The following is a 14,210-nucleotide window of genomic DNA, read 5'->3' as shown; positions in this document are numbered from 1 at the left end:
TATTATAGGTGTACTAAAGTGCAAGGGAATGAGAGGAATGGCATATGTAATTTCACTCCAAGGACCGATGGCAAGTGGGAAAACAACATTGGCTATAAGGTTAGAGCGATGTGGATTTTCAATTATATATGAAAATCCATATCCAATTGTAGAAAAGAGAAAACAATTAAATTTGGATATGAATTCAAAAGAAGGGTTTATTATAAATCAAAAAATGTTCATGGAAGCAAAAATAAAGGAGTTTCAAAATGTGAAAGATTCAGTCGTGATTTTTGATCGCGGACCAGAAGATATTGAATTTTATACACTCTTTTATCCGAAAATGATAGGGAAAGAGTGGGATATAGAAACAGAATTAAAAGATGAATTGTATAAATTAAGAGAATGCTGTTCGGATGCAATTTTTTATTTAGATGTTACGAAAAAGAATGTATATGATAGAAAAAATAATGATAGGACAAGAAACCGCAGTACATTTGAAGAACTATTTAAATTAGTAGAAACTGAAAAAGAATGGTATAAACAATTTCCTGTAACTTATGTGGACACGAATACATTAACAGTGGATGAGTTAGAAGCATATTTTATGGGCTGGTTAAAGGAGAAAGGACTATGAAAAAAATATTATTATTCGTATACCCAACATTTGCGGAGTTTGAAATTACAGTAGCAACAGCATTGTTGAAAAAGAAATATGAAATCATTACTGCGGGCTTAACAAAAGAGTTGATTATAAGTGAAACAGGATTGCAAGTACAACCGCATATAGAATTAAGTGAAGTGCGTGTAGATGAATATGAGGGGATTATGATTCCAGGGGGAGACGCAGTACATATGAAAGACGCAGATATTCTCTTTTCAGTCATTCGCCAATTTTCTGAAAAAGTAAAATTAGTAGCTGCGATTTGTGCTGGACCGTATGCGCTAGCAAAAGCAGGCTTATTCAAAGACATCTCGTATACAGTGACTATGGATTATAAAAAATTAGATTGTTTTCCAGTAGAAAATTTTGTGTATGAAGAAGTTGTGCGACACTCAAATATTATTACAGCACAGGGGCATGCATTTGTACCATTCGGAATAGCGGTTGCTTCTTATTTTGGAGTAGCGAACGAACATAATATAAATTTTTACGGTGGTAAGGGCAATATGATGCTGGAGAAACTTTTACATGAGAATGTATAAAAGCTAGCATTTGCTAGCTTTTTTCTTTTTTACATCGATAAATGGCTAACGTTTTCGGGTCGCGCCATATACCGTTATGAAGTGACAATTCATTTTCTACTTCTTCTTTTAGCCATTCCTTCATTTCGGCGTGAAGATATGTATTATCAGGTATATTTAGCGATGGAAACATGCTAGAAATATAGTTTACAATCGGAGTAGCATGATGAAAAACGAGAGCATTATGAATAACTGTTTCTTCAACAGTTGGAAAAACAGACTGTAATATCTCTTTACCATTTTCTAAACAAAATGGAGTGACTGATGATGTTGTTTTTGGTAAATCAAATGCGTCTAACATGCGGTTACACATTTCAACTATACGAGGTAATGTAACGTCAGAATTTGTTGTAGCTAAAAGTGAGCCTCCGGGACGAATTACTTTATGGAATCCTTGAACTGTTTTTTCGACATCTTTCATGTGATATAACATATGTCTTGCGATGACCCAGTCATAGCAATTAGCTTCAAAAGGAAGTTTACCAGCATCACCTAGTCTCCATTCAATTATGCTATTCTTTATTGCAGCTTCAGAAAGCATCGTTTTCGATTGATCAAAACCGGTTAGTTGGCCTTTATGACCGTTAGTTTGTAAAAGGGAAAGAAAATTTCCATTAGCACACCCAACCTCTAATATTTTTTCTTCTCCTTGAAGTTGTAAATGTTCCATGACGAGTTCATCTAAATTCATTTGTTTTTCTTCGTAATGTTTATGCGTATCGATACGTGTCTGTAAATGGTTGCTTACGTTATATTGGCGTTTTACATCATTCATTTTTTCACATTCCACCTTCGTGCAAAATTGCTGAATCGCGTGTGTTAATACGTCGGTTTTCCTTAAACCTTCGTAATGGAGTGCAGCTTCAAACCTTTCAAGTAATTTTTCTTCAATTCGAAAATGAATATCTTTTCGCTTCTTCATTGAAATCTCGCCCCTTTGCATCTGTTAGTGAGACTATAGCACGCCTGAAAAATTCGTGTAAATAATTTGTGTACACAAATGGAGGGGATGAAAAAATTGTTCGAATGTGAGTTTAAACTATTGACGATTTAACCGTTTTCATATATTCTTAAATTAAGAAATATTCAAATAATTAAAAGAAATGAGAGAGTCACATGCTTCTTCAAGGAACACATCGAATTGGTCGTATGGCCATGTTGTTGGCACTTGCGGACGAGAATGAAAGCCCTGTATTATCTATTCCAAAAGGTTGGAAGTATTGTACGGGGAAAGTGGGTTCGATGAATTCGCAAAAAGTTGTAGCAGCAATGGAAACAGCGGCTAAGAGCACCCAAGTTATTGAAACAGATGTTTACAGAGAAACACATGCACTTTATCATGCAATTATGGAAGCTTTGTACGGAGTGACGAGAGGTCAAATTCAGTTAGCAGACGTTCTTCGTACAGTAGGACTTCGCTTTGCCATTGTGCGCGGTAGACCATACGACGGAAAAAAAGAAGGCGAATGGGTTGCTGTTGCATTATATGGAACGATTGGTGCACCTGTAAAAGGATCTGAGCATGAGGCGATTGGTTTAGGAATTAATCACATATGATTTGCCCATAGTCTATTAGTTAGAAGGGGGCCTTACTTTTTTAGGACAGAAGTCTGTCTTAAAAAGATAAGGTCCCCTTTTGCCTTTTTAAGGAGGAAAAAGAATGATTACGTTAACAGGACACACATTGACAATTGAAGAAATGAAGAGGTTGTTACTTGAAGGGGAAGGTGTAACAGCTTGTCCAAATAGTATGCAAAAGGTGGCGGAGTGCCGCGAAGTTGTTGAGAAAATTGTAGAGGACGGAAAAGTCGTTTACGGTATTACAACTGGATTTGGAAAGTTCAGTGATGTGCTTATTCAAAAAGATGATGTAAAGGCACTTCAACACAATTTAATTCAGTCACATGCATGTGGTATAGGTGATCCATTCCCTGAAGAAGTATCACGCGGTATGTTAATTTTACGAGCGAACACGATGCTAAAAGGAGTATCTGGTGTTAGACCACTTGTTGTAAATATGCTTCTTGAGTTTGTAAATCGTAAAATTCACCCAGTCGTTCCGCAACAAGGGTCACTTGGTGCGAGTGGCGATTTAGCACCTTTATCTCATCTTGCGCTTGTATTATTAGGCGAAGGTGAAGTGTTCTATAAGGGGAAACGCGTTCATGCGATGGTTGCTCTTACAGAAGAAGGTCTTGAACCGATTGAACTTGAAGCGAAAGAAGGGCTTGCATTAATTAATGGTACGCAGGCGATGACAGCGCAAGGAGTTCTTTCTTATATAGAAGCAGAAGCAATGGCGTATCAAGCTGAATTCATTGCTTCGATGACAATTGAAGGATTACAAGGCATTATTGATGCATTTGATGAAAATGTTCATAAAGCGCGTGGTTATAAAGAGCAAGTGGAAGTAGCGAGCAGAATTCGTAACATCCTTCATGATAGTAAATTAACAACAAAACAAGGAGAACTACGAGTACAGGATGCATATTCACTTCGCTGTATCCCGCAAGTACACGGTGCTTCTTGGCAAGTTTTAAATTATGTGAAAGAAAAATTAGAAATTGAAATGAATGCAGCAACAGATAATCCGCTAATCTTTGATGGCGGAGAAAAAGTAATTTCGGGTGGGAATTTCCATGGTCAACCGATTGCGTTTGCGATGGACTTCTTAAAAGTAGGAATGGCGGAACTTGCAAATATTTCAGAGCGTCGTATTGAGCGTTTAGTAAATCCGCAATTAAATGATTTACCTCCATTTTTAAGTCCAGAACCAGGACTTCAGTCTGGTGCAATGATTATGCAATACGCTGCAGCGTCACTTGTTTCTGAAAATAAAACGTTAGCACATCCAGCAAGTGTTGATTCAATCCCGTCATCAGCTAACCAAGAAGATCACGTAAGTATGGGAACAATCGCTTCACGCCATGCACATCAAATTATTCAAAATGTAAGACGTGTTCTTTCAATTGAGATGATTTGTGCGATGCAAGCAGCGGAATATCGCGGTATTGAAAACATGAGTACAGTGACGAAGAGCTTCTACCATCAAGGCCGTCAACAAGTACCTTCTATTACAAATGATCGCATATTCTCAACGGATATTGAAAATATTACGCACTGGTTAAAAACGAATTATTCGATAAAAGAAAGATTAGATGTAAACGCGGCACTATAAAATGAGAAAAGGGAGAGATTGAAATGGAAAAAGTTAAACAAACAATTCGCGCGCCAAGAGGTACTGAATTACAAACGAAAGGGTGGGTTCAAGAAGCTGCACTTCGTATGTTAATGAACAATTTAGATCCTGAAGTTGCTGAAAAACCAGAAGAATTAGTTGTATATGGCGGAATTGGCCGTGCAGCTCGTAACTGGGAAAGCTACCATGCGATTGTAGATTCATTAAAAACGTTAGAAAGCGATGAAACATTACTTGTTCAATCAGGAAAACCAGTTGCAATCTTTAAATCGCATGAAGATGCACCTCGCGTTCTTTTAGCGAATTCAAACTTAGTACCAAAATGGGCGAACTGGGATCACTTCCGTGAACTAGAGAAGAAAGGTCTTATGATGTACGGACAAATGACAGCAGGTAGCTGGATTTACATTGGAACACAAGGTATTTTACAAGGAACATATGAAACGTTTGGCGAAGCGGCACGTCAACATTTCGATGGTTCATTAAAAGGTACATTAACACTTACTGCCGGCTTAGGTGGTATGGGTGGTGCACAACCTCTTGCTGTAACGATGAACGGCGGTGTTGTCATTGCTATTGATGTTGATAAGCGCAGCATCGATCGTCGTATTGAAAAGAGATACTGTGATATGTATACAGAATCATTAGAAGAAGCATTAACGGTTGCGAACGAGTATAAAGAGAAGAAAGAACCAATTTCAATTGGTTTATTAGGAAATGCGGCAGAGATTTTACCAGAACTAGTGAAGCGCAATATTACGCCAGATTTAGTTACGGATCAAACATCTGCTCATGATCCATTAAACGGTTATATTCCAGTAGGTTTCACATTAGAAGAAGCAGCGAAACTTCGTGAAGAAGATCCAGAACGTTACGTACAATTATCAAAAGAAAGCATGACAAAACATGTAGAAGCAATGCTTGCTATGCAAGAAAAAGGCGCAATTACATTTGATTATGGAAATAACATTCGCCAAGTTGCTTTCGATGAAGGTTTGAAAAATGCATTCGATTTCCCAGGATTCGTTCCAGCATTTATCCGTCCATTATTCTGCGAAGGAAAAGGACCATTCCGCTGGGTAGCACTTTCTGGTGATCCAGAAGATATTTATAAAACAGACGAAGTAATATTACGTGAGTTTGCGGATAATGAGCATTTATGTAACTGGATTCGTATGGCTCGTCAGCAAGTTGAGTTCCAAGGTCTTCCATCTCGTATTTGTTGGTTAGGTTACGGTGAGCGCGCGAAATTTGGTCGCATTATTAATGAAATGGTGGCAAATGGTGAATTATCAGCACCGATCGTTATCGGCCGTGACCATTTAGATTGCGGATCAGTAGCATCTCCAAACCGTGAAACAGAAGCGATGAAAGACGGTAGTGACGCAGTAGCCGATTGGCCAATTTTAAATGCATTAATTAATAGTGTAAACGGTGCGAGCTGGGTGTCTGTTCACCACGGTGGTGGCGTTGGTATGGGTTATTCACTTCACGCTGGAATGGTTATCGTTGCAGATGGAACAGAAGCGGCAGCAAAACGTATTGAGCGCGTATTAACTTCTGATCCTGGTATGGGTGTTGTTCGTCACGTTGATGCAGGATATGACTTAGCTGTGGAAACTGCGAAAGAAAAAGGCGTTAACATTCCAATGATGAAATAAGGAGGAGAAAACATGCTGGACACTTTACTAATAAATATCGGTCAATTACTAACAATGGATCAAGAAGATGGCTTGTTAAGACGGGAAGCGATGAACACGCTTCCTGTTATCGAAAACGGTGCGGTTGGAATTGAAAATGGCGTAATTACTTTCGTTGGAACAGCGGAAGAAGCTAAAGGATTACAAGCGAAAGAAGTTATTGATTGCGGCGGGAAAATGGTTTCTCCTGGTCTTGTTGATCCGCATACTCACCTTGTATTTGGTGGATCTCGTGAAAATGAAATCGCACTAAAATTACAAGGAGTTCCGTACTTAGAAATTTTAGAACAAGGCGGAGGTATTCTTTCAACTGTAAATGCAACGAAACAGGCGTCGAGAGAAGAACTTGTTCAAAAAGCGAAATTCCATTTAGACCGTATGTTATCTTTCGGAGTTACAACTGTAGAAGCGAAGAGTGGTTACGGATTAGATGATGAGACGGAATGGAAACAATTAGAGGCAACTGCACAATTACAAAAAGAGCACTCGATTGATTTAGTTTCCACATTTTTAGGTGCTCATGCAGTTCCGAAAGAGTATAAAGGTAGATCAAAAGAATTTTTACAATGGATGTTAGACCTACTACCAGAAATGAAAGAGAAGCAATTAGCTGAATTCGTTGATATTTTCTGTGAAACAGGTGTGTTCTCTGTTGAAGAGTCAAAAGAGTTTTTATTAAAAGCGAAAGAGCTTGGGTTTGATGTGAAAATTCATGCAGATGAAATTGACCCTCTTGGTGGCGCGGAAGCAGCGGCTGAAATTGGTGCAGCATCAGCGGACCATTTAGTTGGCGCTTCTGATAAAGGAATTGAAATGCTTGCAAACTCTAATACAGTAGCGACTTTATTACCAGGAACAACTTTCTATTTAAATAAAGAAAGCTTTGCTCGTGGACGTAAAATGATTGATGAAGGTGTTGCGGTTGCTTTGGCTACAGACTTTAACCCAGGTAGTTGTCCAACTGAGAACATTCAGCTTATTATGAGCATTGCAATGCTCAAGCTGAAAATGACACCAGAAGAAGTTTGGAATGCAGTAACAGTTAACTCTTCTTACGCAATTAATCGTGGCGATGTAGCTGGGAAAATTAGAGTTGGTCGCAAGGCAGATTTAGTTCTATGGGATGCTTACAATTATGCTTACGTACCGTATCATTACGGCGTAAGTCATGTAAATACAGTATGGAAAAATGGTAATATCGCATATACAAGAGGTGAACAATCGTGGAGCACGGCCACTATTTAAAGAAAAATGCAAAGTTTATCGATCGTGAAGTGACGAAATGGAGTGAGATGATTAAAGATTGGGAGGAAGGCTTGGAAATATTCGGTGCTGCCTTAATTGGAGCACCCCTTTCTAAACCATCTATTAGTCATTCAGGAGCAAGTTTTGCACCAAAAACAATTCGTTCAATGTTAGATGCATATAGCACGTACGCGATTACAGAAGAACATGATATGAAAGAAAGTGTCTTATATGATTGCGGCGATATTACGATGCATGTGACGGATATAAAAGAAAGTCATAAGCGAATTGCGAAAACAGTTGGTCATGTAACGAAAGTAAATCCGAACATGATACCAATCGTTCTTGGTGGTGACCATTCGATTAGTTTTCCGAGTATAACAGGGTTTGCAAATAGTAAAGGGAAGGTCGGCGTTATTCAATTTGATGCCCATCATGATTTACGTAATTTAGATGATGGTGGCCCATCAAATGGGACACCGTTCCGTAGTTTACTAGAAAATGATGTCATTACAGGAAAACAACTCGTTCAAATCGGAATTCGTAATTTTTCAAATGCACGAGCGTACCATGAATATGCAAAAGAACATGGCGTGACAGTGTATACAATGAAAGATGTACGAGAGCGACAAATCAAAGATATTATCACAGAAAGTATTGAAGTATTAAGAAAGCAAGGCGTGACTTCTATTTACATTTCTCTTGATATGGATGTACTAGATCAAGCATTTGCACCAGGTTGTCCAGCAATTGGTCCTGGCGGTATGGATAGTACGACTTTACTTGATGCGATTGAATTTCTTGGTAAAGAACCGCTCGTTCAAGGGATGGATATAGTAGAAATTGATCCAACCCTTGATTTCAGAGATATGACGAGTCGAGTAGCTGCACAAGTGATTATGAGTTTTCTTTTAGCGAGAGAGACAGTACGTAAGCAGGTAAGTGTATAGGCGTGAAATTAATAGGGAATGTTTAACGATTCCGTATAAAAAACACATTACTATTTATATGTAGTAATGTGTTTTTATGTAAAAAGAGAAGGTAAAATTAGAATGTATATATGTGAGGAAAAGTTAATAAGATTGCGGGTTTTTAATGATATTTTACGAAATTATTTTCTTAGTTCGAAAGGATTGACATTAAAAATAATTTTATGATAAAATAAAAATTTTGCTAAAAAATTGATTGTGTGTTAAGATTGAGAAGGTTACCATATATGGAGGTGGATTATTTGTTTCAAATTGGCGATAACATTGTTTATCCAATGCAGGGAGCAGGTATAATTAAAGCCATAGAAGAGAAGGAAATCACAGGAGAAAAACAACAATATTATGTTATAAAAATGTCGGGTAGTAATATGGAAGTAATGATTCCGGCAGGGAGAATATTGAGCTCAAATATACGACCAGTCACGGATATAACGGCAATAGCACACATATTGGATATTTTTCAACATGGAGAATCTGATAGATTACTTACGTGGAAACAAAGGTATAAATTGAACACTGATAAAATAAAGACGGGTAAAATACAAGAAGGTGCTGAAGTTGTACGTGATTTATTACGTATGCAGAAAGAAAAAGCACTTAATGCAAGCGAAAAGAAAATGTTAGATAACGCACACGAATTTTTGATTAGTGAACTGGGATTAATTGAAGGTATCACAGAAAGTCAAATAAAAAGCTTTTGTTAAGATTCATTACAAATAATGTATTAGATCCCAAAAAAGGTTTTGAATTTTTTGGGAACATAATTATAGAGAATTAATCATTTCAAAGACATTCAATTCTTTCAAACCACTTTTAGAGCATTAACCTCTTTTGTTATTACTACAATCAAATCCATTTTTATTTTTTAAATTCTTTACGAATATTCGAAGTTTAATTAAACACTTCGATAGAATAGTTACTTGATTTTTGCAATCCTGATTCACACTGGCACGGACGAGGAGCCGTAAGGATGAAAGAGAGGTAGGGCTTTCATTGTTTTAGGTTTATAAGTTATTATTTTTAGAAGAATACTGAACCATTCTCACTTCTACTGCTAAGGAATTTTTTATATGTGAAGAGATAATAATTGTTTATATTCTTTATATTAAAGAGATAAATGAATTTTTAGCCATATACGGTCAACTAAAAAGGAGTGTCATATAGTCGATAATTCGACTATGTGACAGCTCCTTTTTTCATGGGGATGAACGGATAAATAGAAAAAACAATGTGTTAGATATGCAATTATTATCGTAATGCTTGTTGTTTGCATGTTGGAAACGAATTTGTTCCCTATCTTCTTTAGAGCAATGACAGAGATGGAGACTAGGCGATGTGGACTAAGAAATCAATCGCGAAAGAATATAAATGGCGAGGCTGATGTACGTATATGGGGAAAAAAACGTGCTTTTGCACGGCTTTTTTTATGTTAGTTATCAAGAGAAAGCAAACAGATGTTACTCCATTACGATAATCGGCTTAATCGTTTTCCCTGTTTTAGAATCTTCAAATGCTTGAGCGATTTCTTCAAAAGAATAGAATTGTACAAATGTATCGAATGGGAATAATCCTTTTTGATAGAAATTAATTAATTTTGGAATGAATAGTTGTGGCACTGCATCACCTTCAACTACTCCTTTAATTGTAATAGCTTTTACGACAATTTCATTTGTTACGTTTATAGTTAAATCTTTTTTACCGACAGCAACAGTTGCCATAGTCCCTTTTACTCGTAAACATTGAATGGATTGAAGTGTAACAGTATTTACGCCAGTTGTTTCAAATGAGTAATGAGCTCCACCGTTTGTAATTTCTTTAATTTTGGCAACTGGATCTTCGATTAAGCTATTAATCGTGTGTGTAGCCCCTAATTCTTTTGCTAATTCTAAACGACTATCATGAATATCAACGGCAATGATTGTAGTACATCCAGCAATTTTAGCTGCCATTAAGCCACTAAGACCAACAGCGCCAGTTCCAAATACAACTAGGCTACTACCTGGTTTTGCTTGTAGTGAATGTAAGATTGTACCGCTACCAGTCATAATTCCGCAACCAAGTGGACCTAACAAACGTATATCAACATCTTTTGTTACTTTTACAACATTATTTTCATCAACTACGGCATGGTATGCGAATGAAGATTGGCCGAAGAATTGAGAAATATCATTATTGCTAAGATCGTGTATAGGTGTTACATGGCGTTTGTTTTTTCCAGAGAAGTTTAACTCAATCATATTTTCGCAAGCAGCAGCATTACCATCTAAGCAACTTTCACAATGACCACAGTAAGAGAATCCGAGTACTACATGGTCACCAGGTGTAACGGATGTTACATTACTTCCCACTTTTTCCACGATACCAGAACCTTCATGTCCTAAAACAACTGGTTTTGGTGTGGGCATTGTCCCGTCTAAAACTGTTGCATCTGTATGACATATACCAGAAGCGATAATTTTTACTAATACTTCATCGTCTTTAATCTCGTCTAAGTATACTTCTTGCATATTAAAATCTTTTTCGGGTTTAGAAACGATAGCTTTTGTTTTCATTGTTATCCTTCTTTCTAAAAGTTAAATAAGAAAAAATACGTTCAACTATGTAGGAGTCTTTTATTCGTTCCTAAAATTTTGTTTGTATAATAAAAAACAAATGAATGATTGAAGCCTCGTTACTGTAAGTTTGAATATAGTACAATGGAAATCGTTTTTTTAGTAAATAGTTTGAAAAACAATTACCAATATATTCTATAGTAATAAAAATAGAAGAAAAGAAAACATCCACTTAACAAGTATTTTGCTCATCCACTTACTGAACATAAAAATAGACAGTAGAGTCTTGAATACCAGAACCCTTAAAGTTAAAAAACAGTTAGTTTTACTATGCGAATATTTCTACATAAGAGCGTATAAATTGACGTTACTATCTAAAAGTAAGTATGATGCGATTATAGTAAGAATTTTTTAGGGGGAAGAAAAATGCCAAGTTCAAATAATAAAGCAGCAAGTATTTATGAAGGAACAAATATAAATGATTGGGGTTCTTTTGAAAATATTGAAGAAACGAAGTTATTTGACTCGATTCAAATTGGATCTTGGTCTCTTCGTAATCGCATAGCAATGGCACCGATGACGAGATGTTTCGCGAATCATGAAACAGGAATCGTTGGTACTGATGTAGTCGAGTACTATAGAAAACGTGCAGCTGATGGAGTTGGCTTAATTATTACAGAGGGAATCGTCATTAGCCCAAGAGCAAAAGGAAATCCAGGAGTACCAGGGATTTATACACAAGAGCAAATCGATTCGTGGAAGCCTGTTACAGAGGCAGTACATAAAGAAGGTGGAACGATTATTGCTCAAATATGGCATGTTGGCCGTATGAGTCATCACGAGATAATTGGTGGGCAAATGCCACAAGCACCGTCTGCTATCGCTGCAGAGGGAAATGTTCCGCGTTTTCGTAAACCGTTCGACACGCCAGAAGCAATGACGTTAGAAGAAATACAAGAGGTGATTGGTCAATACGCACAAGCTGCGAAAAACGCGATCGAAGCTGGATTTGATGGAGTAGAAATACACGGTGCACACGGATATTTAATCGATCAATTTACTTATGAGTTCGCAAATAAGCGTACTGATAAATACGGCGGAGATTTAAAGCAAAGGCTAACGTTTATGAAAGAAGTAACAGAGGCTGTAATAGAAGCTGTTGGGGCTGATAAAACACTTCTTCGCTTCTCTGCTTTCAAAGGTGATAATCCAACTTATATGTGGGAAAACCCTGAGCTTGCAATTGAAACGTTTGTAAATATGTTCAACGAAGTTGGATTAACGATGATCCACCCTTCAACGATGAATTATACAGCAGTTATTGCTGACGGAAAGAATTTTCATCAATTAGTAAGAAAATATTGGGAGGGTACGATTGTAGGAGTAGGGAATTTAAATCCGAAAGAGGCTGAAGAAGCGTTGCAAGAAGGAACAATTGATGTAGTGGCATTCGGAAGACCTTTAATAGCTAATCCAGATTTTGTTCATCGAATTAAAAATGCTGAAAGTTTAGTTGAATATGATGCGAAAGAGCATCTTGCTACGTTAATTTGAATAAAGATAAAAGGAGAACACATCAGGTGTTCTCCTTTTATTATGGATTTTCATAGGAGGAAGCGGGATGAGTGAAACGCTACTCGTTATTATTAGTATATTGCTCTTATTGATGTTACTATTAATTATTTTTTTTATTATTACATTTTTTATTAAAAAACGGACGCATCATTCTATATTAAAGCTGCATCCATACTTAGGAAGGATGCGTTATTTACTTGAAAAGATAGGACCGGAATTTAGGCAATATTGGTTTGATCATGATACGGATGGAAAGCCCTTTTCACGTTATGATTTTCAAAGTGTAATGTTTCTAGCGAAATACCGTTCAGAAATACTCGGTTTTGGATCAAAACGAGATTTTGATGCATCTGGATATTATATTGCTAATACATTATTTCCGATATTAACAGATGAATTAAGTGTGAATGTAACGCAAGAACGTGAAGGGAAAAAGTATGTGATTCATAAAGAAGGGTTATTTTCACGAAGAGAAAAATTGACAGCGGATACAACGAATCTTTGGTTATATGAAGAAGACGATGCAATTATCGTCGGTGAAAACCGCAAATATCCGTGGAAACTACATGGCATGTTTGGGGCATCTGCGACTTCTTACGGTGCGATTGGCGAAAATTATATTTTAGCGAGCGGATTTGGTGCGAAGATGGCTGGCGGATCGTGGATTAATACTGGCGAAGGTGGCGTTATTCCAGAACATTTACATACAGGTGCGAATATCGTTGCGCAAATTGGTCCGGGTTTATTTGGGTACCGTGATGAGGGTGGTAATTTTTCAATGGAGAAATTTATGGAGAAAGCAAAAGAAAGCAATATTAAAGCATTTGAATTGAAATTTGGGCAAGGTGCGAAAATACGTGGTGGTCATCTAGAGGGACAAAAAGTAAATGAGAAAATTGCTTCTGTTCGGAATGTGCGAAAAGGAGAAACGATTAATTCACCGAATCGATTTCCATTTTTAAAGAATGCAGCAGATACACTTTATTTTATTCAACGTTTGCAAGAAAACGGTGGTAAACCAGTTGGGATGAAGATTGTAATTGGACAGCAGGAGCCGTTGGAAGATTTATTCAAAAGGATGAAAGAGTTAAGCATCTATCCAGATTTCATTACAATTGATGGTTCAGAAGGTGGATCAGGAGCAACGTATAAATCGATGGCAGATAGTATGGGGATGCCGCTTATTCCAGCGTTACTGACATGTATTGATACAGCGAATCATTATGATGTTCGGGACAAATTCAAAGTGTTTGCCTCGGGGAAATTAATTACACCAGATAAAGTGGCAATTGCTTTAGCTATTGGTGCAGATGCTGTAAATTCAGCACGTGGATTTATGATGGCAAGTGGCTGCATAATGGCACTTCAATGTAATTCCGGACAATGTCCATCTGGAGTTGCCACGACGAATCCACACTATCAAAAAGCGCTAGATCCGTATGAGAAGAAATGGCGAGTAATGAATTATGTTGTTAGCATGAGATATAGTTTGTTCTCACTTGCGGCCGCAGCGGGAGTAAAGAGCCCGCGTCATTTAACGAGAGAGCATATTGTGTTTAAAGATGAGGTGGGGCGGATAGTTCCTCTTTCAGAATTGTTTCCTACTAGTAAATAGAAGATAAGCTATGTTTAATAGATTAAAAGTCATACATTTGAACTGCACCCCAATTGTTAGACACAGTCTAACAATTGGAGGTGCAGTTTTTTGTATGACAAAATTTACGAA

At 37.2% G+C, this 14,210-nt stretch carries 12 protein-coding genes; 10 read left to right on the top strand and 2 right to left on the bottom strand.

The window, feature by feature from the left end; genetic code table 11:
* Positions 1–37: 37 nt before the first annotated feature.
* Both JDS99_RS24520 and JDS99_RS24515 read left to right on the top strand, forming a co-directional pair.
* On the top strand, positions 38–616 hold the full coding sequence (locus tag JDS99_RS24520) for an AAA family ATPase (protein WP_097889932.1): 579 nt from the start codon (positions 38–40) through the stop codon (positions 614–616).
* Positions 613–1,185 (top strand): DJ-1/PfpI family protein, encoded by a 573-nt coding sequence (locus JDS99_RS24515; protein ID WP_199695856.1) that lies wholly within the window; start codon positions 613–615, stop codon positions 1,183–1,185. Before JDS99_RS24520 ends, JDS99_RS24515 begins: the two co-directional genes overlap by 4 nt.
* Positions 1,186–1,198: 13 nt before the next feature.
* Here the strand turns inward: JDS99_RS24515 and JDS99_RS24510 are convergent, their stop codons facing one another.
* Positions 1,199–2,146, bottom strand: coding sequence for a class I SAM-dependent methyltransferase (locus JDS99_RS24510; RefSeq protein WP_141542802.1), 948 nt, complete (start codon positions 2,144–2,146; stop codon positions 1,199–1,201).
* A gap of 194 nt (positions 2,147–2,340) precedes the next feature.
* On the opposite strand from JDS99_RS24510, the gene hutP reads away from it, so the two are divergent.
* From hutP to JDS99_RS24480, 6 genes are all read left to right on the top strand, one after another.
* A complete protein-coding gene (gene hutP, locus JDS99_RS24505) occupies positions 2,341–2,781 on the top strand; it encodes a hut operon transcriptional regulator HutP (protein ID WP_000926520.1) in 441 nt (146 codons plus the stop codon).
* A gap of 103 nt (positions 2,782–2,884) precedes the next feature.
* Positions 2,885–4,402, top strand: coding sequence for a histidine ammonia-lyase (gene hutH / locus JDS99_RS24500; RefSeq protein ID WP_000631836.1), 1,518 nt, complete (start codon positions 2,885–2,887; stop codon positions 4,400–4,402).
* Positions 4,403–4,425: 23 nt separating this feature from the next.
* Positions 4,426–6,084, top strand: coding sequence for a urocanate hydratase (gene hutU / locus JDS99_RS24495; protein WP_000416700.1), 1,659 nt, complete (start codon positions 4,426–4,428; stop codon positions 6,082–6,084).
* A gap of 12 nt (positions 6,085–6,096) precedes the next feature.
* On the top strand, positions 6,097–7,368 hold the full coding sequence (hutI, locus tag JDS99_RS24490) for an imidazolonepropionase (RefSeq protein ID WP_097889929.1): 1,272 nt from the start codon (positions 6,097–6,099) through the stop codon (positions 7,366–7,368).
* Positions 7,347–8,318: a formimidoylglutamase gene (gene hutG / locus JDS99_RS24485; RefSeq protein ID WP_097889928.1), complete on the top strand. Its 972-nt coding sequence runs from the start codon at positions 7,347–7,349 to the stop codon at positions 8,316–8,318. Before hutI ends, hutG begins: the two co-directional genes overlap by 22 nt.
* A 281-nt stretch (positions 8,319–8,599) precedes the next feature.
* A complete protein-coding gene (locus JDS99_RS24480; protein ID WP_170771247.1) occupies positions 8,600–9,061 on the top strand; it encodes a CarD family transcriptional regulator in 462 nt (153 codons plus the stop codon).
* Positions 9,062–9,814: 753 nt separating this feature from the next.
* Here the strand turns inward: JDS99_RS24480 and JDS99_RS24475 are convergent.
* Positions 9,815–10,909 (bottom strand): NAD(P)-dependent alcohol dehydrogenase, encoded by a 1,095-nt coding sequence (locus JDS99_RS24475; protein WP_199695854.1) that lies wholly within the window; start codon positions 10,907–10,909, stop codon positions 9,815–9,817.
* Between the two features lie 426 nt (positions 10,910–11,335).
* On the opposite strand from JDS99_RS24475, the gene JDS99_RS24470 reads away from it, so the two are divergent.
* Together JDS99_RS24470 and JDS99_RS24465 are read left to right on the top strand one after the other, a co-directional pair.
* Positions 11,336–12,463, top strand: coding sequence for an alkene reductase (locus JDS99_RS24470; protein WP_199695852.1), 1,128 nt, complete (start codon positions 11,336–11,338; stop codon positions 12,461–12,463).
* A 67-nt stretch (positions 12,464–12,530) separates the two neighbouring features.
* A complete protein-coding gene (locus JDS99_RS24465; protein WP_098082512.1) occupies positions 12,531–14,099 on the top strand; it encodes an FMN-binding glutamate synthase family protein in 1,569 nt (522 codons plus the stop codon).
* Positions 14,100–14,210 lie beyond the last annotated feature (111 nt).

Origin of the sequence: Bacillus cereus group sp. N6, from assembly GCF_016483705.1 — a bacterium.
Classification (GTDB): domain Bacteria; phylum Bacillota; class Bacilli; order Bacillales; family Bacillaceae_G; genus Bacillus_A; species Bacillus_A wiedmannii.
The sequence above is the reverse complement of the archived record's forward strand: the minus strand, read 5'-3'. Positions and strand labels throughout refer to the sequence as shown.